Source organism: Streptomyces sp. NPDC006012, assembly GCF_042871185.1.
GTDB lineage: Bacteria > Actinomycetota > Actinomycetes > Streptomycetales > Streptomycetaceae > Streptomyces.
Genome location: NZ_JBIAIE010000048.1, coordinates 1 through 25,400, shown reverse-complemented (window position 1 = coordinate 25,400; position 25,400 = coordinate 1). Strand labels below are relative to the sequence as shown.

General features: G+C 69.9%; 24 protein-coding genes, 1 rRNA gene, 1 pseudogene and 1 riboswitch. Of the genes and pseudogenes, 8 read left to right on the top strand and 18 right to left on the bottom strand.

Translation table 11 applies throughout. From position 1 onward, the window contains the following. The 4 genes and pseudogenes from ACFYPJ_RS38130 to ACFYPJ_RS38115 all read right to left on the bottom strand — a co-directional run. A pseudogene (locus tag ACFYPJ_RS38130) lies at positions 1 to 264 on the bottom strand (hypothetical protein); the annotation flags it as partial. Next, a complete protein-coding gene (kdpA, locus tag ACFYPJ_RS38125; RefSeq protein WP_389026583.1) occupies positions 264 to 1,925 on the bottom strand; it encodes a potassium-transporting ATPase subunit KdpA in 1,662 nt (553 codons plus the stop codon). The gene kdpA and the pseudogene ACFYPJ_RS38130, both read right to left, overlap by 1 nt. Positions 1,926 to 1,932: 7 nt before the next feature. Further along, positions 1,933 to 2,022 carry a K(+)-transporting ATPase subunit F gene (gene kdpF / locus ACFYPJ_RS38120; protein ID WP_389026581.1) on the bottom strand — a complete coding sequence of 30 codons (90 nt, stop codon included), beginning with the start codon at positions 2,020 to 2,022 and terminating at the stop codon, positions 1,933 to 1,935. Next, positions 2,019 to 2,192, bottom strand: coding sequence for a hypothetical protein (locus ACFYPJ_RS38115; RefSeq protein ID WP_389026579.1), 174 nt, complete (start codon positions 2,190 to 2,192; stop codon positions 2,019 to 2,021). The genes kdpF and ACFYPJ_RS38115 overlap by 4 nt, the downstream gene beginning before the upstream one ends. Positions 2,193 to 2,615: 423 nt before the next feature. Here ACFYPJ_RS38115 and ACFYPJ_RS38110 point away from each other — a divergent pair, with 423 nt between their 5' ends. From ACFYPJ_RS38110 to ACFYPJ_RS38100, 3 genes are all read left to right on the top strand, one after another. Further along, positions 2,616 to 4,571, top strand: a complete 1,956-nt coding sequence (locus tag ACFYPJ_RS38110) for an amino acid transporter (protein ID WP_389026577.1) — start codon at positions 2,616 to 2,618, stop codon at positions 4,569 to 4,571. Between the two features lie 103 nt (positions 4,572 to 4,674). Next, entirely contained in the window at positions 4,675 to 5,193 is a 519-nt protein-coding gene (locus ACFYPJ_RS38105) for a hypothetical protein (RefSeq protein ID WP_389026575.1), read from the top strand. A 182-nt stretch (positions 5,194 to 5,375) separates the two neighbouring features. Beyond that, positions 5,376 to 5,774 (top strand): molybdopterin-binding protein, encoded by a 399-nt coding sequence (locus tag ACFYPJ_RS38100; RefSeq protein ID WP_389026573.1) that lies wholly within the window; start codon positions 5,376 to 5,378, stop codon positions 5,772 to 5,774. A gap of 49 nt (positions 5,775 to 5,823) precedes the next feature. Here ACFYPJ_RS38100 and ACFYPJ_RS38095 read toward each other — a convergent pair whose 3' ends face one another. Both ACFYPJ_RS38095 and ACFYPJ_RS38090 read right to left on the bottom strand, forming a co-directional pair. Next, on the bottom strand, positions 5,824 to 6,759 hold the full coding sequence (locus tag ACFYPJ_RS38095; protein ID WP_389026571.1) for a LysR substrate-binding domain-containing protein: 936 nt from the start codon (positions 6,757 to 6,759) through the stop codon (positions 5,824 to 5,826). A gap of 20 nt (positions 6,760 to 6,779) precedes the next feature. Next, positions 6,780 to 7,244 (bottom strand): molybdopterin-dependent oxidoreductase, encoded by a 465-nt coding sequence (locus tag ACFYPJ_RS38090; RefSeq protein WP_389026569.1) that lies wholly within the window; start codon positions 7,242 to 7,244, stop codon positions 6,780 to 6,782. 205 nt (positions 7,245 to 7,449) lie between these two features. On the opposite strand from ACFYPJ_RS38090, the gene modA reads away from it, so the two are divergent. The 4 genes from modA to ACFYPJ_RS38070 all read left to right on the top strand — a co-directional run bounded on the left by modA (position 7,450) and on the right by ACFYPJ_RS38070 (position 11,129). Next, positions 7,450 to 8,277 (top strand): molybdate ABC transporter substrate-binding protein, encoded by an 828-nt coding sequence (gene modA, locus ACFYPJ_RS38085; RefSeq protein ID WP_389026567.1) that lies wholly within the window; start codon positions 7,450 to 7,452, stop codon positions 8,275 to 8,277. Then, the gene (modB, locus tag ACFYPJ_RS38080) at positions 8,274 to 9,134 is read left to right on the top strand and encodes a molybdate ABC transporter permease subunit (protein WP_389026565.1); all 861 of its coding nucleotides are present in this window, start codon (positions 8,274 to 8,276) and stop codon (positions 9,132 to 9,134) included. Before modA ends, modB begins: the two co-directional genes overlap by 4 nt. 406 nt (positions 9,135 to 9,540) lie before the next feature. After that, positions 9,541 to 10,632 (top strand): ABC transporter ATP-binding protein, encoded by a 1,092-nt coding sequence (locus tag ACFYPJ_RS38075; protein ID WP_389026563.1) that lies wholly within the window; start codon positions 9,541 to 9,543, stop codon positions 10,630 to 10,632. A gap of 77 nt (positions 10,633 to 10,709) precedes the next feature. Beyond that, positions 10,710 to 11,129, top strand: a complete 420-nt coding sequence (locus ACFYPJ_RS38070; RefSeq protein ID WP_389026561.1) for a molybdopterin-binding protein — start codon at positions 10,710 to 10,712, stop codon at positions 11,127 to 11,129. 118 nt (positions 11,130 to 11,247) lie between these two features. On the opposite strand, the gene gcvP is transcribed toward ACFYPJ_RS38070, so the two are convergent. Further along, entirely contained in the window at positions 11,248 to 14,133 is a 2,886-nt protein-coding gene (gene gcvP / locus ACFYPJ_RS38065; RefSeq protein ID WP_389026559.1) for an aminomethyl-transferring glycine dehydrogenase, read from the bottom strand. Positions 14,134 to 14,307: 174 nt separating this feature from the next. Then, positions 14,308 to 14,403, bottom strand: a riboswitch (glycine riboswitch). A gap of 139 nt (positions 14,404 to 14,542) precedes the next feature. Between gcvP and ACFYPJ_RS38060 the strand changes: the two genes are divergently transcribed. Further along, the gene (locus tag ACFYPJ_RS38060) at positions 14,543 to 14,914 is read left to right on the top strand and encodes a PRC-barrel domain-containing protein (protein ID WP_389026557.1); all 372 of its coding nucleotides are present in this window, start codon (positions 14,543 to 14,545) and stop codon (positions 14,912 to 14,914) included. 70 nt (positions 14,915 to 14,984) lie between these two features. On the opposite strand, the gene ACFYPJ_RS38055 is transcribed toward ACFYPJ_RS38060, so the two are convergent. The 11 genes from ACFYPJ_RS38055 to rrf form a co-directional block, all read right to left on the bottom strand. Further along, positions 14,985 to 16,349 (bottom strand): DNA polymerase IV, encoded by a 1,365-nt coding sequence (locus tag ACFYPJ_RS38055; protein WP_389026555.1) that lies wholly within the window; start codon positions 16,347 to 16,349, stop codon positions 14,985 to 14,987. Between the two features lie 127 nt (positions 16,350 to 16,476). Continuing rightward, positions 16,477 to 17,163, bottom strand: coding sequence for a MerR family transcriptional regulator (locus tag ACFYPJ_RS38050; protein ID WP_389026553.1), 687 nt, complete (start codon positions 17,161 to 17,163; stop codon positions 16,477 to 16,479). A gap of 248 nt (positions 17,164 to 17,411) precedes the next feature. Beyond that, positions 17,412 to 17,885, bottom strand: coding sequence for a bifunctional nuclease family protein (locus ACFYPJ_RS38045; protein ID WP_026253112.1), 474 nt, complete (start codon positions 17,883 to 17,885; stop codon positions 17,412 to 17,414). 108 nt (positions 17,886 to 17,993) lie between these two features. Next, positions 17,994 to 18,731, bottom strand: coding sequence for a MerR family transcriptional regulator (locus ACFYPJ_RS38040; protein WP_389026550.1), 738 nt, complete (start codon positions 18,729 to 18,731; stop codon positions 17,994 to 17,996). Between the two features lie 43 nt (positions 18,732 to 18,774). Beyond that, positions 18,775 to 19,665, bottom strand: a complete 891-nt coding sequence (locus tag ACFYPJ_RS38035) for an FHA domain-containing protein (RefSeq protein WP_389026548.1) — start codon at positions 19,663 to 19,665, stop codon at positions 18,775 to 18,777. A 130-nt stretch (positions 19,666 to 19,795) separates the two neighbouring features. Then, positions 19,796 to 20,632 (bottom strand): DUF881 domain-containing protein, encoded by an 837-nt coding sequence (locus ACFYPJ_RS38030; RefSeq protein WP_389026546.1) that lies wholly within the window; start codon positions 20,630 to 20,632, stop codon positions 19,796 to 19,798. A gap of 5 nt (positions 20,633 to 20,637) precedes the next feature. Continuing rightward, on the bottom strand, positions 20,638 to 20,970 hold the full coding sequence (locus tag ACFYPJ_RS38025) for a small basic family protein (RefSeq protein WP_003988855.1): 333 nt from the start codon (positions 20,968 to 20,970) through the stop codon (positions 20,638 to 20,640). Beyond that, a complete protein-coding gene (locus ACFYPJ_RS38020; protein ID WP_389026544.1) occupies positions 20,967 to 21,806 on the bottom strand; it encodes a DUF881 domain-containing protein in 840 nt (279 codons plus the stop codon). The genes ACFYPJ_RS38025 and ACFYPJ_RS38020 overlap by 4 nt, the downstream gene beginning before the upstream one ends. Before the next feature lie 171 nt (positions 21,807 to 21,977). After that, complete coding sequence (locus ACFYPJ_RS38015; protein WP_389026585.1) at positions 21,978 to 24,473, bottom strand: sugar phosphate nucleotidyltransferase; 2,496 nt, start codon at positions 24,471 to 24,473, stop codon at positions 21,978 to 21,980. A gap of 114 nt (positions 24,474 to 24,587) precedes the next feature. Continuing rightward, a complete protein-coding gene (locus ACFYPJ_RS38010) occupies positions 24,588 to 25,196 on the bottom strand; it encodes a CDP-alcohol phosphatidyltransferase family protein (protein ID WP_389026542.1) in 609 nt (202 codons plus the stop codon). 110 nt (positions 25,197 to 25,306) lie between these two features. Further along, positions 25,307 to 25,400: ribosomal RNA gene (gene rrf, locus ACFYPJ_RS38005) — 5S ribosomal RNA — on the bottom strand; the annotation flags it as partial.

Sequence of the window (25,400 nt, the reverse complement as noted above, 5' to 3'; positions counted from 1 at the left end):
GGTCAGCAGCGAGCCGACCCACACCACGAACATCACGGGCGACTTGATCATCACCCGCGGATCGAGCTTGCGGAACGCCTCCGGCAGCGACTTGACCAGTTGCCGGGGATCGAACAGACCCGCACCGACCCGTCCTCCGACAGGCTTGTGCCCGGTGGGTACGTCGCTGTGCGGCGCCCTGGTCGCAGTGGCGGAGGCGGACGTCGAAGCCTCCTGCTCGGGCCCTTCCTGCTTCGGGCCCTCCTCCGGTACCTGAGCCCTCATCACGCCAGCCCCTCAGCCAGCGGCCCCAGCGCCAGCGCCGGGAAATAGGTCAGGCCGGTGATGATCAGAACCGCGCCCACCAGCAGCCCCGCGAACAGTGGCTTCTCGGTGCGCAAGGTCCCCGCGGTCACCGGAACCGGCTTCTGCCCGGCGAGTGAACCCGCGAGCGCCAGCACGAACACCATCGGCAGGAAACGGCCCAGCAGCATGACCAGACCCGTCGTCGTGTTGAACCAGTCCGTATTCGCATTCAGCCCCGCGAACGCCGAACCATTGTTGTTCGCGGCCGACGTATATGCGTACAGCACCTCCGAGAACCCGTGGGCACCCGGATTCAGCAGCGAATGCCGCGGGGTGGGCAACGCCATCGCCACCGCCGCGAAAACCAGCACCAGCGCGGGAGTGATCAGGATGTAGCAGGCGGCAAGCTTGATCTCCCGCGCGCCGATCTTCTTGCCCAGGTATTCAGGCGTACGCCCCACCATCAGACCCGCGATGAACACCGCGATCACCGCCACGATCAGAATCCCGTACAGGCCGGAACCGGTACCGCCCGGTGCGACTTCGCCCAGCATCATCCCGAGCAGGGCGATCCCGCCGCCCAGCCCGGTGAACGACGAAAAGAAGGAGTTGACCGCGCCCGTCGACGTCAGTGTCGTCGACACCCCGAAGACCGACGAGCCGCCGACCCCGAAACGGACCTCCGCGCCCTCCGTCGACGCCCCTGCCGCCTCCAGGGCCGGACCCTGATGCGTGAACTCGGTCCACATCATCAGCGCCACGAACCCCACCCAGATCACGGCCATCGTCGCGAGGATCGCGTAGCCCTGCCGGACCGAACCGACCAGCACGCCGAAGGTCCGGGTCATCGCGACGGGAATCACCAGCAGCAAGAAGACTTCGAACAGGTCCGAGAACGGCGTCGGATTCTCGTAGGGATGCGCACTGTTGGCATTGAAGTATCCGCCGCCGTTGGTCCCCAGCTCCTTGATCGCCTCCTGTGAGGCCACCGCACCCCCGCCCCACTGCTGCGAACTCCCGGCGAACTGTCCGACCTCATGAATTCCGGAGAAATTCTGGATCGCCCCGCACGCCACCAGCACCACCGCGGCCACCACCGCCAACGGCAACAGGATTCGCAGCGTGCCCCGGACCAAGTCGGCCCAGAAATTCCCCAGGTCGCCGGTGCGTACCCGGGCGAAACCACGCACCAATGCCACCGCGACCGCCATGCCCACGGCGGCGGAGAGGAAGTTCTGCACGGCGAGACCCGCCGTCTGGACGACATGGCCCATGGTCTGCTCGCCGTAGTACGACTGCCAGTTCGTGTTCGTCACGAACGACGCGGCCGTATTGAACGACTGCGCCGGATTCACGGACGAAAAACCCAGCGAACCCGGCAGCACCCCCTGCACCCGCTGCAACAGGTACAGGAACAGCACACCGGCCGTGGAGAATGCCAGTACCCCGCGCAGATACGCGGGCCAGTGCATCTGCGTATCCGGATTCACTCCGATCGACCTGTAGACCCACCGCTCCGCCCGCCAGTGCCGGTCGGTGGAATACACCCGGGCCATATAGGAGCCGAGCGGAACGTGGACGAGCGCCAGGACGCCCACCAGGGCGAGTGACTGCAGCACAGCGGCCGGCACAGGACCCATATCGCGCTCAGAACCTCTCCGGGAAGATCAGGGCGAGGACGAGATAGACCAGCAGGGCGACGGCGACGACGAGACCGATGACGTTCTCGGCGGTCACAGCTTCGCCACCCCCCTGGCGACAAGGGCCACCAGCGCGAACAGCACGATCACGGTGACGACGAAAGCCACGTCGGCCATCACGAACTCCCGGAACGGTGCGAAGCGGAACAGGGGCGAATCCGGGAGAACTCCCTTTGCCGGAGACAGCCTCCCGCTGACGGATTCCATACGGCGCCACGGACAGCCCTTGACGGGGGCTTGACGATGTCGTCGAGCATGCCGGAGCAGCGGGGCCCGCGCCTTCGTTCGTCCCCCTCACCGGCTCCGCGGGCCGCCTTCGCGCGACCCCACGGCCCGGCCGGCGAGCGTGCTCAGGCCCAGAACTGGGCGGCTGAGCAGGGCGCGGAGGCGCGTGCCGGACCCCCGCCCCGCGCGACCGCCGCTTGCGCCATACAGCCCAACGTGCGAACGCCGGGCACCGCCCCGACCCGGGCCGCGCCGACGCGGCCCGCCAGGTGTTTCTTAACGCAAGCTTGATGCCCCGGACCCACTGATCCACAGGCTCCCGCGTCACTCTCTGCTTACGCTGGTGCAGCCGTCCGGATGATGGCCGAAAACCAGGGCTGAGCCGCACGTCAGGAGCACCCCCCGATGGCCACGACCGAACACCCTCCTCCCGGGCGGCTGCGCGCTTGGATGCTGGAGGGCCTGTCCGACATGGGCAGGAAGGGCGGTCTGACCGGACCCCACGCCGAACCGGAGCCCGCCCACAAGGGGCAGCGGTGGTGGCGGGTGATGTGCCTGACCGGTGTGGACTACTTCTCGACCCTCGGTTATCAGCCAGGTATCGCCGCGCTGGCGGCCGGTCTGCTCTCCCCCTTGGCGACGATCGTGCTGGTGATCGTCACGCTGGCCGGCGCCCTGCCGGTGTACCGGCGCGTGGCCGAGGAGAGCCCGCGCGGCCAGGGTTCGATCGCGATGCTGGAGCGGCTACTGCCGTTCTGGAAGGGCAAGTTGTTCGTCCTGACGCTGCTGGGCTTCGCGGCCACCGACTTCCTGATCACCATCACCCTGTCGGCCGCCGACGCCTCCACCCACCTGATCGAGAACCCGCATCTGCACAGCGCCCTGCACGACAAGCAGATGGTGATCACGCTGATCCTGGTCGCCCTGCTCGGCGCGGTGTTCCTCAAGGGCTTCCTGGAGGCGATCGGGGTCGCCGTCACGCTGGTGGGCATCTATCTCGTACTGAACCTCGTCGTCGTGGTCGACGGCCTGTGGCACGTCGCCACGGCCGGCCATGCCATCACCGACTGGTCCGGCGCCCTGACCGCGCAGCACGGCAATGTCTTCGTCATGATCGGGCTGGCCCTGATCGTGTTCCCCAAGCTCGCCCTCGGCCTGTCCGGTTTCGAGACCGGGGTCGCCGTCATGCCGCACGTCCAGGGCGATCCCGCCGACACCGAGGAGCGGCCCACCGGCCGGATCAGGGACACCAGGAAGCTGCTGACCACCGCTGCCCTGATCATGAGCTGCTTCCTGATCACCACCAGCTGGATCACCACGCTGCTGATCCCGGCGGACCAGTTCAAGTCCGGCGGCCAGGCCAACGGACGCGCCCTCGCCTACCTCGCGCACGAGTACCTCGGCAACGCCTTCGGCACGGTGTACGACATCTCGACCATCGCGATCCTGTGGTTCGCCGGCGCCTCCGCGATGGCGGGGCTGCTCAATCTCATGCCGCGGTATCTCCCCCGCTACGGCATGGCGCCGCACTGGGCGCGCGCGGTGCGTCCGATGGTCATCGTCTTCACCCTCATCGCCTTCCTGGTGACCTGGATCTTCAACGCCGACGTGGACGCGCAGGGCGGCGCCTACGCCACCGGTGTGCTGGTGCTGATCAGCTCCGCGGCGATCGCGGTGACCATCGCCGCGCGCAAGGCCGGGCAGCGCAAGTGGACCATCGCGTTCGCCGTCATCTCGGCCGTCTTCCTCTATACGACCGTCACCAACGTCATCGAGCGTCCGGACGGTGTGAAGATCGGCGCCTGTTTCATCGCCGGCATCATCCTGGTCTCGCTGCTGTCCCGGCTGGCCCGGGCCTTCGAACTGCGCGTGACGAGCGTGACCCTCGACGACATGGCGGCTCGCTTCGTCAGGGACATGGCCAGCCGGAAGATACGTTTCATCGCCAATGAGCCCGACCGTCGCGACAGGGCCGAGTACCGCGACAAGATCGAGCAGATCCGCAAAGACAACGATTTCCCCGAGCAGGAGGACTTCGTCTTCGTCGAGGTGACGGTCACCGACCCGTCCGAGTTCGAGGCCGGTCTCACGGTGCACGGCGAGGTCCTGCACAACCGCTACCGCGTCCTGACCCTGGAGTCCGCCTCCATCCCCAACGCCCTCGCCGCGCTCCTGCTCCACGTCCGGGACGTCACGCGCTGCACCCCGCACATCTACTTCGAGTGGACCGAGGGCAACCCCCTCGCCAACTTCCTGCGCTTCTTCATGTTCGGCCAGGGTGAGGTCGCCCCGGTCACCCGCGAGGTACTGCGCGAGGCCGAGCCGGACCGCAGCCGACGCCCGCGCGTCCACACCGGCTGACGGGAACGCCCACGTCAGAGCACCGTCAAGAAGTACCCGGCCGGCGTCAGAGCCCCATCAGCACGAGATGTCCCGGCCGCCCGAGCGGCCTAGATTCGGATGCATGGAACGCGGCGCACCCCCTGCCCCGGCCGGCGACCGCCACTGGCGCGGCAGCGCCCGGTTCGCCGTGGTCTGCGCAGTCGTCTTCGGTGCCCTGACCGTCCTCACCGACTGCGCGGCGGGCACCTTCACACCGGCGCGCGCGGTGCTGTGGCTCGCGCTCTCCGCCACCATCGGTCTGCTCCTGCTGCCGCCCCGGGTCGCCGCCGGCCGGGGCTGGCTGTCCGTGCGCGGTCCGCTGTCCCGGCGGACGGTCCGCACGGACGCGCTGGTGGGGGTCCGCCAGTACGAGGGCGCCGCCTCGCAGCTGGTCTTCCGCGACGTCCACGGCGGGCGCCTCGAACTCGACACCCGGGTCCTCGCCGCCAATCCGTTCCTCTGGCACGAGGTCGGCACCGGGCTGCGCCACTCACTGCACAACGGCACCCTGCTCCAGGGCGCGGACGTGCTGCACCGGCTGGAGCGGGCGATCGACGACGAGGGGGCCCGGGCCGTACTCAAGGCATCCGGAATGTCCTGACCCACCGCCCCGGCCGGAACCGGCCGCCGCCGTCCGGCCGTGCACACGGCTGCCCCCGGTGCCCACGTCGGCCGGACACCGCCGCCTCCGGAGGTCCGCACCCGCGCGCCGCTGTATCGCGTCGTCCCCGTCGGCCCGCCCCAACTGCGCCGTTCCCGGCCCGTAGCCCTATCGTGACCGGCATGCAGTCCTACACGATCGGCCAGGCGGCGCGGCTGCTCGGCGTGAGCCCCGACACCGCCCGCCGCTGGGCCGACGCGGGCCGGGTGACGACCCATCGCGACGAGGCCGGGCGGCGGCTCATCGACGGCAGGGATCTCGCCGCGTTCTCGGTCGAACTGGCCCGGACCGCGGGCACGGGCGACGAGGACACCTCGTACACGTCCGTGCGCAACGCCTTCCCGGGGATCGTCACCGCGATCAAGCTCGGTGACGTCGCGGCCCAGGTCGAGATCCAGGCGGGCCCGCACCGGCTGGTCTCGCTGCTGACCCGGGAGGCGGTCGAGGAACTCGGTCTGGAGGTCGGCATGGAGGCAACTGCCCGGGTGAAGTCGACGAACGTGCACATCGACCGCGTGTGAACGGCGGCCCTGGCCGAAGCGAACCTCGCTGTACCCCGACAGCTCCCGGCTACCGGTCGCGGCCGCTGAGGTAGGCGCGCAGCAGTTCGTCCAGCGCATCCTGCACCCCGGCCCCCCTGGCGACCTCCACCAACGCCTCGGCGAGCACGGACTGCGGTTCGCTGCGGGCGACGACCAGTCCGACCCGCGGCCCGTGCGTGGGCCCTTCGAGGGCCACCACGCGCATCCCCTCGGGTACGCCGAACATGTGCAGCCAGGTGTGCGAGATCACGCTCGACCAACGGCCGCCGCGCAGATGGGAGTACAGCCCGGCCACGCTGTCCGATTCGACGGCGGGGGCCACGACGGCGCCGTCGGCCGCGAAGAACTCGTCCATGATGCGCCGGTTGCGCATCCGTCCGACCAGCAGGCACAGCGGCAGCGCGGCGGCCTGCGCCCAGCGGGCCGTGGCGACCTGGCCGAGCGGACCGTCGAGCGGGGTGAGCAGTACGTACTGCTCCTCGTACAGCGGATAGCGGCGCACGTGCCGCAGGGTGTCGTCGTCGAGATACGTCATCGCGGCGTCCAGCTCGAACTCCGTGAGTCCGTGGGTTATGTCGGCCGACGACAGCGACTCGATGGTGACCCGGGCACGCGGATGCCGTTCGCAGAACGGAGTGGTCAGCAGGGAGGCGACGGGCAGTGCGGTCGGAATGACGCCGAGCCGCAGCGTGCCGGTGAGTCCACCGCGCAGCGCCGACAGCTCCTGCCGCAGCGCGTCCCGCTCGGCGAGGATCCGGTGCGCCCAGGCGAGCACCACCTCGCCCTCGGGCGTCAGCCCCTCGTACCGCCTGCCGCGCCGCACGATGGGTACGTCCAGCTCGTGTTCCAGGCGGCGGATCGCGGCCGACAGCGAGGGCTGCGAGACGAAGCAGGTGGCCGCCGCGCGGGCGAAGTGGCGCTCCCGGGCGAGCGCGACGAGATATTCCAGCTGACGCAGCAGCATGCATGGCCTCCCCAGGGAGACTACATGGCGGCCACCGGCTCCGCGGCGCGGCGGTAGTGGCCGTCCACGCATATCCCGTTGATGCCGCTGATGTGCCGCGCCCCGCAGCGGTCCTGCGGCAGTACGAGCTGGGGTCCGTGCCGGTCGAGCGGGGTGCCGTCGATGCTGACGGCGAGCAGCACCGGCTCATGGGCGAAATCGGGGTCGATCTCGGCCCAGGACAGCAGGGCGTGGTGCCCGTCCGCGCCGTTCACCGCGATGAGGAAGCGCAGCCGGTCCTTGCGCCGTACGGGATCGAAGCCGGGCCCCGCGTCGGACAGGACGTCGTAGAGCAGCGGGCCGGTGAACCGGTGGTGCTGCGTTCCGCTGGTGGCGCACTCGAAGCTGACCCGCATCCGGTGCTGCGGCCAGCCGAGCAGATCCGGCACCGTGAGGCGAACCGGCCGGGCCAGGTCGCCGGTCAGGGTGAGTTCGGCGAGCGTCACGAGCGACCACCTCCTGGAGGACGGTACCCGTGGCGCGGCCCCCTACAAACGCACATGCATACTTTGGTTCGGCATTGCCCCAGCTCATGCGATGAGACAGAAGACTTACACCTTGCAGATGCGGCAGTATCATCGCGGCACGGCAGCAGTAGGGCCGCAGCTGGGCGCGACAGTTGTCCGAGCACCCAAGAGGAGTGGAACCGTGATGACCCGTTCGAAGCGCCGGACCCGTCGGTTGCTGCAGGTGGCCGGTGCAGGGGCCGCCGTCCTGATGGCGCTGAGCGCCTGCTCGTCCTCGGACGACTCGTCGTCGGCCGCGGCGGGCTCCTCGGCCGGCTCCTCGTCGTCGCCGAAGCTGTCCGGCGCGGTGACCGTGTTCGCGGCGGCCTCGCTGCAGGAGAGCTTCACCACGCTGGGCAAGGAGTTCGAGAAGCAGCACCCGGGCACCAAGGTCAGCTTCAACTTCGGGGGCAGCGACACACTCGCCGCGAGCATCACGGGCGGCGCTCCGGCCGATGTCTTCGCCGCCGCCAGCGCCAAGACGATGGCGACCGTGACGGACAAGAACGACGCGGTCGGCACTCCGGCCACCTTCGTCCGCAACCAGTTGGCGATCGCCACCCTGCCGGGCAACCCCGACAAGATCTCCTCTTTGAAGGACCTCACCGAGTCCGGTCTGAAGGTCGTCCTGTGCGACAAGACCGTCCCCTGCGGCGCCGCCGCCCAGAAGGCCCTGGACGCGAGCAGGCTCAAGCTCACCCCGGCCTCCTACGAACAGGACGTCAAGAGCGCCCTGACCAAGGTGGAGCTGAAGGAGGCCGACGCGGCGGTCGTCTACCAGACCGATGTGAAGGCCGCGGGTGACAAGGTGGAGGGCGTGAACTTCCCCGAGTCGGCCGGGGCCGTCAACGACTACCCGATCACCCTGCTGAAGAACGCGCCCAACGCCGCTGCGGCGAAGGCGTTCATCGCGCTCGTGCAGTCCGCCGAGGGCCGGCGGGTCCTGACCGAGGCCGGGTTCCTCAAGCCGTGACCCCGCTCGACGCATCCGGCGCCGCGGCCCGCGCTCCCGAGGGCGGACCGCGGCGCCGAGGCGCCCGCCCGCCGGGCCGGCGCGGAGTACCGCTGCCGCTCCTGGTCCCCGGCGTCGTGGCCCTGGTGTTCCTGCTGCTGCCCCTGCTCGCCCTGCTCGTCCGGGCCCCGTGGGGCAACCTGCCGCACCTGCTGAGCAGCCCCGAGGTGTGGCAGGCGCTGCAGTTGTCCCTGGTCACCGCGACCGCGGCGACCGCGGTGAGCCTGGTCGTGGGCGTGCCGCTGGCCTGGCTGCTGGCCCGCACGGACTTCCCCGGCCGCGGTCTCGTACGCGCCCTGGTCACCCTGCCGCTCGTCCTCCCGCCGGTGGTCGGCGGCGTGGCCCTGCTCCTCGCCCTCGGCCGCAACGGCGTGGTCGGGCAGTGGCTGGACTCCTGGTTCGGCCTCACCCTGCCGTTCACCACGACGGGCGTCGTGATCGCCGAAGCCTTCGTCGCGATGCCGTTCCTCGTGATCAGCGTCGAGGGCACGCTGCGCGCCGCGGACCCGCGCTTCGAAGAGGCGGCCACCACCCTGGGCGCCTCCCGGTTCACCGCGTTCCGTCGGGTCACCCTGCCGCTGATCGCACCCGGTATCGCGGCGGGCGCGGTCCTGGCCTGGGCCCGGGCGCTCGGCGAGTTCGGCGCGACCATCACGTTCGCCGGCAATTTCCCGGGCCGCACCCAGACCATGCCCCTCGCGGTCTACCTCGCCCTCCAGAACGACCCCGACGCGGCCATCGCCCTCAGCCTGGTCCTGCTGGCGGTCTCGATCGCGGTACTGGCGGGCCTGCGGGACCGCTGGCTGACGACACCGTGAGGAGACCGGCCCGCCCGTCACCACCCGGCCGACCGCCTCGCACGGCTCCGGCCGGCACGGCGGGCGGGGCACGGTCCGTCGGACCGCACGGAGAGCGGGCGCGGGACTCCGTACGGGCCCTACGGAGACAGGGCACGCGAGGGCGTACGGTCCGGGGATACGGCGATCGGGCGTACGTCCCCGAAGCCCACAGCCGTACGATCGCCGGTACGAGCCCCCTTCGACACCGACCGCACCCGAGCCACCCCGGCCACCGACCCCATCCGAGCCACCCCCGGCCCCGGCCGCCCCGCGGCGTCCGTCCGTCGGCCGGGCCCCGGAACCCGCCGGCAGTGCCCGGGCCGGCACGGAGCCCGCCCCTCCCGGCCCCCTTCAGCCACCCGCCCGACTCCTGGAAGTGCACCCCATGACGGACATCGACGACACCACGGCCGGCCTCGTCGCCGAAGGCACCCGCGGTGACGGGCTCGACGCCCGGCTCGTCGTCGACCGCGGTTCCTTCCGCCTCGACATCGCCCTGCGGGCCGCGCCCGGTGACGTCGTCGCCCTGCTGGGCCCCAACGGTGCCGGCAAGACCACGGCGCTGCGCGCCCTCGCCGGGCTGGATCCGCTCACCGGCGGCCATCTGCACCTGGACGGCGTCGCCCTCGACCGCACCGCCCCGGAGTCGCGTCCCGTCGGCGTCGTCTTCCAGGACTACCTGCTCTTTCCGCACCTGTCCGCCCTGGACAACGTGGCCTTCGGCCCACGCTGCCAGGGCGCGGGCAAGGCCGCGGCGCGCGCGCTGGCCGCCGAGTGGCTGGAGCGCATGGGTCTGACGGAGCACGCGGCGGCCAAGCCGCGCCGGCTGTCCGGCGGCCAGGCCCAGCGGGTCGCGGTGGCCCGGGCCCTGGCCACCGGCCCCCGGCTGCTGCTGCTCGACGAGCCGCTGGCCGCCCTCGATGCCCGCACCCGGCTGGAGGTGCGCACCCAACTCCGCCGCCACCTGGCCGAGTTCGAGGCGGTCGCGGTCCTGGTGACGCACGACCCGCTGGACGCCATGGTGCTGGCCGACCGGCTCGTCGTGGTCGAGCACGGCCGCGTGGTCCAGGAGGGCTCGCCCACCGAGATCGCCCGCCGTCCGCGCACGGACTACATCGCGCAACTGGTCGGCCTCAACCTCTACCGGGGCCGGGCCGACGGCCACACGGTACGACTGGACGACGGCCCGGCCATCACCACGACCGAGGATCTGTCGGGCCCGGTCTTCGTGGCCTTCCCGCCGAGCGCCGTCACCCTCCACGGGGAGCGCCCCAGCGGCTCCAGCGCCCGCAACCTCTGGCGCTGCGAGGTGGTCGGCCTGGAGACGCACGGCGATCAGATCCGCGCCGATCTCGGCGGTGAGCTGCCCCTGGCCGCCGACCTCACCACGGTCGCCGCCGCGGAGCTCGGCCTGCAGCCCGGCGCCCCGGTCTGGGCGACGGTCAAGGCGACGCAGACCCACGCCTACCCGGCCTGAGGCACCGGCTGCGGCTACGGTGGGGACCGTCAGGGGCCCGTAATTCCCCAAACCCCCATATTCTGCGAGGCCGTCCCATGAGCCTGAGCATCCGCAACCAGCTCCCCGGCACCGTCACCGCCGTCATCCGGGGCGAGGCGATGGCCACGGTCAAGGTCCATCTCTCCGGCGGTCAGGACCTGACCGCCGCGATCACCCTGGAGGCCGCCGAGGATCTCGGCCTGACCGCGGGCTCAGCCGTGCGCGCCCTGGTGAAGTCGACGGAGGTCGCCCTGGCCACCGCCCCCGTCGGGCGCGTCTCGATCCGCAACCAACTGCCCGGCACCGTCACCGGCATCGCCACCGGCGGCGCGATGGCCGCGGTGAAGATCGCGGTCGAGGGCGCTGAACTGACCTCGGCCATCACCGAGGAGTCCGTCGGCGATCTGGGCCTGGTGGCCGGCTCGCCCGTCTTCGCCCTGATCAAGTCGACCGAGGTGTCCCTGGCGACGGCCTGAGGACGTCATCCGGCCTGTCCTCCTGCGCCGGCGGCGTCGAAGGCCGGCATCGCACGTGTGCGGGCTCCTGTCCGGACCTCGGCCGGGAGCCCGTCACACGCTCACGCGCCCGCTCGGTTCAGTCCGCGTACGCGTCCAGCGGCGGGCAGGAGCAGACCAGGTTCCGGTCGCCGAATGCCTGGTCGATCCGGCGCACCGGCGGCCAGTACTTGTCGGCGGCCGAGACACCGGCGGGGAAGACGGCTTCCGCGCGGCTGTAGGCGTGCGCCCAGTCGCCGCCGAGCGCGGCCGCGGTGTGCGGGGCGTTGCGCAGCGGGTTGTCGTCCGCGGGCCACTCACCGGCGCCGACCTTGTCGATCTCCGTACGGATCGCGATCATCGCCTCGCAGAACCGGTCGATTTCGGTCAGGTCTTCCGATTCGGTCGGTTCGATCATCAGCGTGCCGGCCACCGGGAACGACATCGTCGGCGCGTGGAAGCCGTAGTCGATCAGCCGCTTGGCCACGTCGTCCACGCTCACACCGGTCGCCTTGGTCAGCGGCCGCAGGTCGATGATGCACTCGTGCGCCACCAGGCCGCCGGGACCGGCGTAGAGCACCGGGTAGTGGGGCTCCAGGCGCTTGGCGATGTAGTTGGCAGCCAGCACGGCCACCTGAGTGGCCCGCTTCAGCCCCTCGCCGCCCATCAGCCTGACGTACGTCCACGAGATGGGCAGTATCCCGGCCGAACCCCAGGGAGCGGCCGAGATCGGGCCGACGCCCGTCTCCGGACCGGCGGCGGGCTGCAGCGGGTGGTTCGGCAGGTACGGCGCCAGGTGCGACCTGACACCCACGGGGCCCACGCCGGGACCGCCGCCGCCGTGCGGGATGCAGAACGTCTTGTGCAGGTTGAGGTGCGAGACGTCACCGCCGAAGTGCCCCGGCTTGGCGAGCCCGACGAGCGCGTTGAGGTTGGCGCCGTCCACGTACACCTGGCCGCCGGCCTCGTGCACCTGGGCGCAGATGTCGGCGACGTGCTCCTCGAACACGCCGTGCGTCGACGGATACGTGATCATCAGCACCGCCAGCTCGTCGCGGTGCCGCTCGATCTTCGCCCGCAGGTCCGCGACGTCGATCTCGCCGTCCTCGGCGGTCTTCACGACGACGACCTTCATCCCGGCCATCACCGCGCTCGCGGCGTTGGTGCCGTGCGCGGAGGACGGAATGAGGCAGACGACGCGCTGGTCGTCGCCCTTGGCCCGGTGATAACCGCGCACGGCCAGCAGACCGGCCAGCTCGCCCTGCGAACCGGCATTCGGCTGGAGCGAGACCTTGTCGTACCCGGTGACCTCGGCGAGCCGTTCCTCCAGCTCATGGATGAGCGTGAGGTAGCCCTGCACCTGCTCGGCGGGCGCGAACGGGTGCAGCTGGCCGAACTCGGGCCAGGTGACCGGCTCCATCTCGGTGGTCGCGTTGAGCTTCATCGTGCACGAACCCAGCGGGATCATGCCGCGGTCCAGCGCGTAGTCCCGGTCGGCCAGCTTGCGCAGGTAACGCAGCATCGAGGTCTCGGACCGGTGCTGCTGGAAGACCGGATGGGTCAGGAACTCGTCGGCGCGCAGCAGCTCCTGCGGCAGCGCGTCCACGGTGGCCGCGTCCAGCACCTCGACGTCACCCTGCACGCCGAAGGCCGCCCACACGGCGTCGAGCCGGGCCCGGGTGGTCGTCTCGTCGCAGGCGATGGAGACGTGGTCGGCATCGACGAGGTGCAGGTTGACGCCGTTGTCCCGGGCAGCGGCGACGATCTGTCCGGCGCGGCCCGTGGCCTCGACCGTCAGCGTGTCGAAGTAGGTGCCGTGGACGGTCCGGAAACCGCCGTCGGCCAGACCCGCCGCGAGGATCGCCGCGTAGCGGTGGGTGCGTCGCGCGATGGCACGCAGCCCCTCGGGACCGTGGTAGACGGCGTACATGCCCGCCATCACCGCGAGCAGCACCTGCGCGGTGCAGATGTTGCTGGTGGCCTTCTCCCGCCGGATGTGCTGTTCCCGGGTCTGCAGGGCGAGCCGGTAGGCCCGGTGCCCGTCGGCGTCGACGGAGACGCCGACGAGGCGGCCCGGCAGGCTGCGCGCGAACTTCTCGTGCACGGCCATGTAGCCGGCGTGCGGCCCGCCGAAGCCCATCGGCACACCGAAGCGCTGGGTCGTACCGACGGCGATGTCCGCACCCAGCTCACCCGGCGACTTCAGCAGCGTGAGGGCGAGCAGGTCGGCGGCGACGGTGACGAGCGCGCCGAGCTCGTGCGCCCGCTCGATGACCGGCTCGATGTCGCGTACGGCCCCGGAGGCGCCGGGGTACTGGATCAGTACGCCGTTGATCTCGCGCTCGGCGACCTCGGCCGGGATGCCCGCGTGCAGGTCGGCGACCACGACCTCCACCCCGGCGGGTTCGGCGCGGGTGCGGATCACGGCGACGGTCTGCGGCAGCGTGTCCGCGTCGACCAGGAAGAGGCCGTTCTTGTTCCTGCCCATGCGCCGGGACAGGGCCATCGCCTCGGCCGCGGCCGTGCCCTCGTCGAGCAGGGAGGCACCGGAGGTGGGCAGTCCGGTGAGGTCGGCGACCATGGTCTGGAAGTTCAGCAGGGCTTCGAGCCGCCCTTGGGAGATCTCCGGCTGGTAGGGCGTGTAGGCCGTGTACCAGGCCGGGTTCTCCATGACGTTGCGCAGGATGACGGGCGGCGTGAAGGTGCCGTAGTAACCGAGCCCGATCATCGAACCGACGACCTGGTTGCGGTCCGCGAGGGAACGCAGTTCCGCCAGCACCTCGGCCTCGGTGCGGGCGCCCGGCAGATCGAGCGCGTCGGCGTTCTTGATCACGTCCGGCACCGCGGCGGCGGTCAGCTCGTCGAGCGAGCCGTAGCCGACCTGCGCGAGCATCTTCTCCCGCGCTTCCTGGTCGGGCCCGATGTGCCGCTGCTCGAAGGGCGTGCCCTGTTCGAGCTCGGAGAGCGGAGTGCGATGGGCGGTCATTGCGGAGGCCTCCTGGTCTGACGACCTTCGAGGGGCGCCCCGGCGCGGGCACCCCGACGGCCTCCCCCTCTGTCATCTCGACCTGAGAGCTTCACCGTGGCACCCGAGGCGTCACGGCTTTCCCCGTCGGTGAGAGCGGGAACCGTCGGCACCCGCCCTGCTTTCCAGAGTGACCTCGCCCGTGCGGTACGTGTGCCTGAGAGATTCCGGGGAGGATTTGCTCCTTCGGCGCCTCGGACGATGTCCGGAGGACTCTCCCGCACGGGATCAGCAGCCATTTGCCAGCCTACCAGCGACGCCATCGGCCGGACCTTCGAGTGGCCGCCGCCTCGTTTCTGCTCTTTTGTAGGTAGTGCTCACGAATGTGCAGGCAGTGCTTGCGAAGGATTGCGACCAATGAGGAGGGCCCGTGCAGACCGACATCGATCCGCGCAACCTGATCGGCCGCAAGGCGTTCGACCGCAACGGCACCAAGATCGGCACTATCGACGAGGTGTACCTCGACGACGCCACGGGAGTGCCGGAGTGGGCGGCCATACGGACGGGCCTGTTCTCCCGGGACGCCTTCGTCCCCCTGGAGCCGAGCGAGCTGATCGAGGGCAGTCTGCGCGTCCCCTTCGACCGCGCCCTCATCAAGGACGCCCCTGACTTCGGCGTGGGCCGCCACCTCTCCCCGGAGCAGGAACTCCAGCTCTACCACCACTACGGCCTGGACGTGGCCGCGCCGTCCCCGCGCCCGGACCACGATTTCGGCAGGCTGGCGGGCCAGGACGAGACCTGACGCCGCCGCCCCGGGCCCCTGTCGCCCGCTGCCTCACCCCTGTACGGCCCGATGCCCCGTCCCTTCCGCATCACCCGTCATCCGTTCCCGGCACCGCCCTCAGCTCCCCGGACACCAACGGCAACGGCTCCGCGGGCTCCAGACCGGGATCGTCGACCCGGAACGTCCGCACCCGGCCCGGCTGCGTTGCGGGAGTCTCGAATCGCACCGTGACCCGCCCGAGACCGCTGCCCTGCACCCACCCGTGCCCGTACTCGGTGTGCCGCACGTCGTGCCCAGCGACCCAGTGCCGTTCGGCCTCCGTCGAGGGCTCCTCGACGGGTTCGGCCGCGGCCTCCTCCGGTGCCGCGGTGGCCGCCTCCACCGCCGCCTGGGCGAACAGGTCCTCCTGGGTGTAGTCGGCGAGGCCGGAGACGCCCACGCCGAGCAGCCGCACCCCGCCCGTCGTGTCCACGGATTCCAGTAGCCGCGTCGCCGCCTCCCGCACCACCACCGGATCGTCCGTGGGCCCCCGCAGCGTCTCCGACCTGGTCAGCGTGGAGAAGTCGTACCGCCGCACCTTCAGCACGATGGTCCGCCCCGACAACCCCGCACCGCGCAGCCGCCGCACGCACCGGTCGGCCAGCCGCTGCACTTCCAGGCCGACCCGGAGACGATCGTGGATGTCGACGTCGTACGTGTCCTCGACGGACACCGACTTGGTCTCCCGCTCCGCCACCACCGGCCGCTCGTCGTGCGCCAGCGCCATGGCGTACAACGCGTGCCCGTGGGCCTTGCCGAGCAGGCGCACCAGTTCGTCCTCACCGGCCTCGGCAAGCTCCTCGACCGTCGAGATCCCGGCTCGCCGCAGGTGGTCACCGGTGGCCGGCCCCACCCCCGGCAGGGTCCGCACCGGCAGCGGGGCGAGCAGCGCGCGCTCGGTGCCCGGTTCGATCAGCACCAGGCCGTCCGGCTTGGCCTGCTCGGAGGCGATCTTCGCGAGCATCTTCGAGGCGGCGAGCCCCACCGACCCGGTCAGTCCGGTGCCGGTCCGTATGTCCGCGCGCAGCTTCACCCCGGCCAGCCGCGCCGACTCCTCGTCCCAGGCCGTCCCCCCGGCCTCCAGGTCCACGAACGCCTCGTCCAGGCTCAGCGGCTCCACCAGCGGGGACAGCGCCCGCAGCAACGCCATCACCTGCTCGCTGACCGACCGGTACAGTCCGAAGCGCGGCACGAGGTAGGCGGCATTGGGGGCCAGCCGACGCGCCTGGGCCATGGGCATCGCCGAGCGGACCCCGAAGGTCCGTGCCTCGTACGAGGCGGTGGCGACCACCCCGCGCGGCCCGAGCCCGCCCACGACGACGGCCTTCCCGCGCAGGCTCGGCTTGGACGCCTGCTCCACCGAGGCGAAGAAGGCATCCATGTCGAGATGCAGGATCGTGGGCACGTTTCGCACATCTCCGATGCTGCACCACGGCACTGACATCGCCCCGCCGCCGCACGGCGACACGGCCCCGGCCTCCCCGTGAGGAAGGCCGCTCGGACCGCCCCGGCCACACCCTCACACCGCCCGGTCGGGCAGCTCAGACAGCCCGGTTGCGCCGCCTGGCCAGCTCGTCCGCGGGATTGTGCCCGACCAGGGTCTCCCCGGTGTCGATGCGCTCTCCGTGCAGTTGGGAGAGGGCACTTTCCACGTCCCGCCAGACCACGCCCACGGCGATCCCGAAGACGCCCTGCCCGCCCTGGAGCAGGGCGTGGACCTCGTCCGGCGACGTGCACTCGTAGACCGTCGCGCCGTCGCTCATCAGCGTCATGCGCTCCAGGTCACGGAAACCGCGTTCCCTGAGGTGCTGGACGGCGCTGCGGATGTTCTGCAGCGACACGCCGGTGTCCAGGAACCGCTTGACGATCTTCAGGACGACGACGTCCCGGAAGCTGTAGAGCCGCTGCGTACCTGATCCGTAGGCGGGTCGCACGCTGGGCTCGACGAGGCCCGTGCGGGCCCAGTAGTCCAGCTGCCGGTAGGTGATGCCGGCCGCCGCGCAGGCCGTGGGCCCCCGGTAACCGATCTGTTCGGACGTCATGGGCGCCGCCCCTCCGCCGCTGGGTACGGCCGTCGGCCGTTGCGGGGCGTGATCGGCCGCGCCGCTGCCCGAATGGGGGGACTCCTCACTGGAACGGAGCCGTGCGTTCGAGGGAGCGAACGGACCGCTCTCCCCGAAACCGCGTCCGGGGGCACCCCCAGCCGTACCGTCGCCGCTGCTTCTCACGCCGACCTCCGTCCTTGACCTGCCTTCACGACGGTAGGCAGTCACCAGGGGTGCGTCAACGATCGCCACACTCGGCACGCCGAGTGATAATCACCCTAGGAGTGGTTTCCCGTACCCCACCGCGGGGAAAGGCTAGCCGAATGCGTTCGCGGGGGTCCGAAGGACGCTCTCAAAGGCCCCTGGCAATTGCCCCGGCAACGGCTCGTCACGGGCCGTGAAGCCAGCCCGGCGCCGGCCCGAACGGCGGCTCACTGACTGCTGGTGCCGAAGTCCTCCGGCGAGATCTGGTCGAGGAACTCGCGGAACTTCTCCACCTCGTCCTCCTGCTCGTCCGGAATGGCGATGCCCGCATCGTCGAGCACCGTGTCACTGCCGTAGATCGGCGTGCCCGTGCGCAGGGCCAGCGCTATGGCGTCGGACGGGCGGGCGCTGACCTCCACGCCGCTGGCAAACACCAGCTCCGCGTAGAAGACGCCCTCACGCAGATCCGTGATGCGCACTTCGGTGAGCTCCTGGCCGACGGCTTCCAGCACGTCCTTGAACAGGTCGTGGGTCAGCGGCCGCGCAGGAGCCATCCCCTGCTGGGCGAAGGCGATCGCCGTCGCCTCCCCCGGCCCGATCCAGATGGGGAGGTACCGGTCGCCGCCCACTTCACGCAGGAGCACGATCGGTTGGTTGGAGGGCATCTCGACCCGGACACCTACGACATCGAGCTCGTTCACACAGCAACCCTAGGCCGTGCCCGGGACGTTTGGGTAGTCGGGCAGAGAACGGGTGCACGATCCGGCCGACGGAACGCCGCGCGGTTCACCGGCGGAAGGCCGCACCGTTCAGGGCAGCCGAACGCCCAGCGCGATCTTCACGAGCGCCGTGTGCAGCCTGACGGTGAGCGCCGCCAGCTCCTTCGTACGGGCCTCGGCATGGGCTCTGGTCTGTGGGTTCCGATGACGCTTGAGCGGGGCCACCACCTGGTCGACGAGGCCCGCCTCGCGGTCGGCGGCGGCCTTCATCACCCGAAGGTGACGCGGCTCGATCCCGAACCGCCCCAACTCGGCCACGAGGGAGGCCACGGTGGCCGCCTCCGCGTCGTACACCCCGTCCTCCAGTGGAGCGACGAGCCCATAGGACTCCCACTCCTTGAGATCGTCCTCGTCGATCTCGGCGGCCGCCAGCAGCTCGGCACGCCCGATCCGGGCCGCTGCCGGCCCCTCGACGGGTTCCAGGACGTCCTCACCGTCCCGCTGGCGCCCCACCACGGGAAGCTGTACGGCCTCGCCGCGCTCCATGGCGTCGAGGTGCTCCCGGATCACCTTGAGCGGCAGGTAATGGTCCCGCTGCATCCTCAGGACATGGCCCAGACGCTCGACGTCCCCGGCGCTGAACTTGCGGTACCCCGAGGGGGTCCGCTGCGGCTCGACGAGGCCCTCCGACTCCAGGAAGCGGATCTTGGAGACGGTGACCTCGGGGAACTCGCCGCGCAGCACATTCAGCACCGCACCGATGCTCATCAGCCCGCTGTCCCTGGCGGCGGTACCGTGCCCGGCACCGCCGCGCGGTGATTGAAGCATGGACCTTCCCTGGAGTCCCCCCGGACCGGGTCCGGGGGAACGGTCAGATACCGTGCCGGCTCGCGTAGAAGACCAACCGGTACTTACCGATCTGCACCTCGTCACCGTTGGACAGACCGACCTGGTCGATCCGCTCCCGGTTGACATACGTGCCGTTCAGGCTGCCCACGTCCGCCACCGTGAACGAACCGTCGGCACCACGCCGGAACTCCACGTGACGGCGCGAGACCGTCACGTCGTCCAGGAAGATGTCGCTCTGCGGGTGACGGCCGGCCGTGGTCAGGTCCCCGTCCAGCAGGAAGCGGCTGCCCGAGTTCGGGCCGCGGCGGACCACCAGGAGCGCCGAACCGACCGGCAGCGCGTCGACAGCCGCCTGCGCCTCCGGAGAGAGCGACGGCGTCAGGGTCTGTCCGGTGACCTCGGCGTCGTACGCCTCAAGACCGGAGATGGAGATCGTGGACGTCGTCTCCGACGCCCGCTCGGGGGCGACGCCCGCACGCAGGGGCGCACCACAGTTGGAACAGAACCGGGCGTTCTCCGCATTCCGGTTACCGCACCTCGTACATACCAGGATCGACATGGACGGATCCTCCTGCCGCGGCTGCCCCACCGGGGCGTTGGACGCGTACGGGTCAGAGGTAAACCCTCCACCCGTACTTGAGGTTGACGGTTGCCCGAAACCTATGCCGCCGGACTGGGCAGGGTCAACAGACGGCGCGCCCTGACCTCCGGAAATGTCACCGCCCGGGCCAGCCACCTGGTCCCGGAACATCGGGCGCTGGCCCTCTGCGTCAGGCTGTGCGCGATGGCGAGCGGTCGCGCTGCCGCCGCCTTCTCGCGCGCTCTTGCCGAACAACTTCGCAAACAACTTCACGGGCGATTCCCCTTGACCGAAACAGACCCGCCCGTGGGGCAGGACGAACCCTGATTCCATACACCGGTCGACCCGGACATCCTCACAACGTCCGTATCCACCAAACAGTTTCCACCACGCACCGACCCTTCGATGCGCCGACCCCCCGCAACCTCATGCCCCTGCCGGACCTCCCGTATGCACCATCGATTCACCGCGAGGACGACCGAGCGTAGTCAGGCTCCTTCGCCGGTCGCAAGGCGTCAACAATGATCTTGTCCGAACGCTCGACCGTCACGGTGGCCTGCTCCTTCTCAAGAGTCTGCACCACGCCTCCGGGGATGTTGAGCGCCGGTTCGAGATCCTGCGGCTTGCCGATGACCTTGAAACGATAGGGAGCGTTGATCTTGTTCCCGTCCACGCTCACGCCGTCGCCGGAGTCAGTGAGATAGCTGCCGGCGACAATCCGTACGGCATTGACCTGGATCGCCTCCGCGCCGGCCGCGCGCAACTCCTGGATCGCGTCGAGCAGCATGTCCGCCTTGACCGTCCCCTTCGTGTCGCTGATCGTCATCGTGATGCCGGGGCCCTGCGCCGCCACGGTGCCCGCCAGAATGCCGAGTTGCCGCTCCTTCTCGGCAGTCTGCCTGCGTGCCTCCTCGGCCTGGTCCGAGCTGTTCTCCAGCTCCTGGCGCTGCTGTTCGAGTCCCGTCTTCTCGTCCTCAAGACGCTGCGTACGGTTGTCGAGTTCATCGAGGATGCGTACGAGATCCTCCTGGCGCGCGCCGCGCAGCGCACTGTCGGTGTCGCTGTTGGACGCCACCTGGACGGCCAGGCCGAAGCCGAGGCCGAACAGCAGCAGGGCGACGATGAGTTGGGCCCGGGAGACCCTTGGCGGCCACAGGCCGTTGACCAGCCGCTGCCGACCGGTCAGCTCCGGCGTGGTCTCCACTGGTCGCGGCTGCCCCGCCTCGGGCCCCGGCGCGGGCACCTCCTCGGGAAGCGCCCTGCGCAGCCGGTACTCCGGCCACTCGTTCGGATCGGTCATCGGCCTCACGCCCGGAACACGTGCCGCCGGATGGCCGCGGCGTTGGAGAAGATACGGATTCCGAGAACCACGACGACGCCCGTGGAGAGCTGCGCGCCCACCCCCAGCTTGTCGCCCAGGAAGACGATCAGGGCGGCCACGACCACGTTCGACAGGAACGACACCACGAAGACCTTGTCGTCGAAGATGCCGTCCAGCATGGCCCGCAGGCCGCCGAAGACGGCGTCCAGCGCCGCGACCACGGCGATCGGCAGATACGGCTCGACGACCGCCGGAACCTCCGGACGAACCAACAGGCCGGCCACGACTCCCACGACGAGGCCCAGTACCGCGATCACGATGTGCCCTTCTCAGTGCTCGGCTGTGCTGTACGTACGATCACACTCGGTGCTGCGGGCAACTGGAGGTCGTTCACCACCGAGATATCGGCCCGAACGTCGAAGTTCTCCTCAAGGGCGTGCAGATACAGCCCGTCGGCGCCGTTCTGGAACCTGGCGCTGAACCCGTTCCCGTCCCCCACCGCCAGCACCGTGTAGGGCGGCACCAGCGGTTTGTTGTCGACCAGTATCGCGTCGCCGGCGGCCCTGATCGCGGACAGGGCGGTCAACCGCTGCCCGTTGACGGAGACGGCCTCGGCGCCGGCCGCCCACAGGCCGTTGACGACACGCTGCATGTCACGGTCGCGCACCCGGCCGGTGTCCGAGAACCCGGCGGTCGTACGCGGGTTTCCGTCACCGCCCGAGCTGGCTTCCTTGGCGTCGTTCACGACGAGCTTCACCCCGGGGCCGTGCACCGCGGCGGCCCCCGACAGGATGCCCACCAGATCGGCCATCTCACTGCCGCCGCTCTGCCTCAGGGCGGCCCGCTGCCGGGCGCCCACGTCGTCACGCAGCCGGTCGACGCTGCTCTCCAGCTTGTCCGCGGTCTCCGTCTCCCGGTCGATCCGGTCGATCAGCTCCTGCCGCTCCTTCGCGATCGCCGGTGCCGCCACGCGCGCCTGTGCGGCTCCGACGGTCACGACCAGCGCGGCGAGCACCAGACCGCCGGCCAGGCCGAGCTTCGCCCGCAGGGTCTTCGGCATGCCGCCCCCCGCGCCCTGGGACTTCCGGAGGGCAGCTGCCTCGGCGTACCCGTCGTCGAGGCTGTGGTCCATGACGTTGGTGATCAACGACATGGAGGCGTCCGGGCGCACAGGCCGCACGGCCGGTGTGCTCCGAACGGGGGGTTGCTGCGGCATGCCGCACATCGTCGCACGTCGCGAGCAGTTCCTCCGAATGGCCCCACCGGCGTGCCGGACAGGCCCCCTTGGGGGACACTCGTCCGGCACGCGCGCGTGCTGTGGATTTTACCGTCCGGCGCTGTCCACGACGGCCGACCACTCGTCGAGCAGGGCCTGGGCGGACTCGTCGTCCGGTCCCTCCGCCCACAGGTGAGTGACCGCCTCGGCCGGATCGGGCAGGACCATCACCCAGCGTCCGTCCGTCTCCACCACCCGGACCCCGTCCGTGGTGTCGACGAAGCGATCTCCCGCTTCCTCGACGACCCGCCGCATCACCAGGCCCTTGACGGCCCACGGAGTGGCCAGATCGCGTTTGAGGACGTGTGCCCGTGGGATCCGTGCGTCGATCTGGCTGAGCGTGAGCTGCGTCCGGGCCACCAGCCCGATCAGCCGTACGAAGGCCGCCGTACCGTCATAGACGCCGCTGAACTCCGGGACGATGAACCCGCCCTTGCCGTCACCGCCGAAGATCGTCCCTTCTTCACGCCCCACGCGCGTGAGGTCGTCGGGAGACGTCGTGGTCCACTCGACCTGGGTGCCGTGGTACGCGGCCACCTGCTCCGCGATCCGGGTCGTGGTCACCGGCAGCGCCACCCGGCCACTGCGCCGCTCAGCGGCCACGAGGTCGAGCATCACCAGCAGCGCCCGGTCGTCCTCGATGATGCGGCCCTTCTCATCGACGAGGGACAGCCGCTCGCCCACGGGGTCGAACCGGACACCAAACGCGGCCCCGGAGGACGCCACGATCTCGCCCAGCCGCACCAGCCCCGCCCTGCGCACGTCACCGGTCTCCGTGGGCCGGGCCTCGTCCAAGCCGGGATTGATGGTCAGCGAGTCCACCCGGAGCTTGCCGAGCAGGCTGGGCAGCACCAGGCCCGCACTGCCGTTGGAGGCGTCCACGACGACCTTGAGCCCCGATTCGGCGATCCCGGTCGTGTCGACGTTCCGCAGCAGCGACCCGGTGTACGAGTCGAAGACGCTGGCCGGGAAGTGCAGGTCACCGATCTCTCCGGGGAACGCCCGCCGGTACTCCTGCCGGGCGAACACCCGGTCGAGCTTCCGCTGGCTCCCCTGCGACAGGTCGGCGCCCTGGCCGTCGAAGAACATGATGTCGACGGAGTCCGGCACCCCCGGCGAGGTCCGGATCATGATGCCGCCGGCGCTGCCTCGCGCGGTCTGCTGCCGCGCCACCGGCAGCGGCACGTTCTCCAGGTCCCGTACGTCGATGGCGCTGGCCTGCAGCGCGGAGATCACCGCACGCTTGAGGGCACGCGCACCACGCGAGTGATCGCGGGCCGTGGTGACGGTCGCCCCCTTCTTGAGGGTCGTCGCATACGCGCCGGCCAGCCGGACGGCGAGCTCCGGCGTGATCTCCACGTTGAGGATCCCGGACACGCCCCGGGCGCCGAAGAGGTGCGCCTGCCCGCGGGACTCCCAGATCACCGACGTGTTGACGAAGGCACCCGCCTCGATGGTCTTGAACGGGTAGACCCGCACATTGCCCTGAACGATCGATTCTTCACCGATCAGGCACTCGTCGCCGATGACCGCGCCGTCCTCGATCCGGGCCGCGCGCATGATGTCGGTGTTCTTGCCGACGACACAGCCACGCAGATTGCTGTGCTGGCCGATGTAGACGTTGTCGTGCACCACCGCCCGGTGCAGGAACGCCCCACTCTTCACCACGACATTGGACCCGACGACCGTGTGCTCCCGGATTTCGGCGCCGGCCTCCACCTTGGCGTAGTCACCGATGTAGAGCGGCCCGCGCAGCACGGCGTCCGCATGCACTTCCGCGCCCTCGGCCACCCATACCCCGGGGGAGATCTCGAATCCGTCGATCTCCACGTCGACCTTGCCCTCAAGGACGTCGGCCTGCGCCTTCACGTACGACTCGTGCGTTCCGACGTCCTCCCAGTAGCCCTCGGCGACATATCCGAAGACCGGCTTGCCTTCCTTCATCAGCTGCGGGAAGACATCACCGGACCAGTCGACGGGAACGTCGGCCTCCACGTAGTCGAAGACCTCGGGCTCCATGACGTAGATGCCCGTGTTCACCGTGTCGGAGAAGACCTGCCCCCAGGTCGGCTTCTCCAGGAATCGCTCGACCTTGCCCTCTTCGTCGACGATGGTGATCCCGAACTCCAGCGGATTGGGCACCCTCGTCAGACACACCGTGACGAGCGCACCCTTTTCCTTGTGGAAATTGATCAGGTCGGTGAGGTCGAAGTCGGTCAGGGCGTCGCCGGAGATGACCAGGAACGCATCGTCCTTCAATGCCTCTTCAGCGTTCTTGACGCTTCCGGCGGTACCGAGTGGCTTCTCCTCATTGGCGTAAGTGAGCTCCATTCCGAGCTCCTCGCCGTCACCGAAATAGTTCTTGACGAGCGAGGCCAGGAACTGCACGGTGACGACGGTCTCAGTGAGCCCATGCCTTTTGAGCAGCCGCAGGACGTGCTCCATGATCGGGCGGTTCACCACGGGCAGGAGCGGTTTGGGCATGCTTGAGGTCATCGGGCGAAGACGAGTGCCTTCACCACCGGCCATCACGACGGCCTTCATGTCGGAAGCGTCCTCCTCCAAGAGATGACGGTCTAGCCGACTTCACCCGTCAAGATTGTCCCGCACTTTGCCGTCACGGGCCATCGAGCCGCTACGTCCGGACAATCGCCGAGCTCAATCGGCCATGGCGTCCGCGCGGACTAGACGGCGGACTTGCACCACGTAGAGCACTCCTGCCCACCAGTACAGCGTTGTACCCCATCCTGCGAACGCCCATCCGAAAATAGCAGCGAGTGACGAGATCCAACCGCTTCCGTCACTGAGCAGGAGCAGCGGGAAGGCGTACATCAGATTGAAGGTCGCGGCCTTGCCCAGGAAGTTCACCTGCGGCGGAGGGTAACCATGGCGCCTGAGGATGCCCACCATCACCAGCAGAACCAGCTCTCTCGCCACTAGTACGGCCGTCAACCAGATGGGCAGGATCTCACGCCATGTGAGGCCGGCCAGCGTCGACAGAATGTAGAGCCGGTCGGCAGCCGGGTCGAGAAGCCGACCAAGGCTGCTGACTTGGTTCCAGCGTCGCGCGAGTTTGCCGTCGAGGTAGTCACTGACTCCGCTCAGCGCGAGCACCAACAGCGCCCAGCCGTCGCTCTTGGGCCCCCCGAACTCGGGCCTGAGGATCAACCACAGGAAGAGGGGTACGCCGAGGAGGCGTGCCATGCTGAGAATGTTCGGGATGGTGAGAACCCGGTCAGTCTGGATACGGGTCTCCTGGACCTCCACCCGGGGGCCTCCTGTGGGAAACGAACCAACGATGCTCCCTGACCCTACCTCAACGCAAAAAAGCTCTGGCCCTCGGGCTGCGTAGCCCAAGAGCCAGAGCTCTAAAGGAAGTTCGGCGGCGTCCTACTCTCCCACAGGGTCCCCCCTGCAGTACCATCGGCGCTGTAAGGCTTAGCTTCCGGGTTCGGAATGTAACCGGGCGTT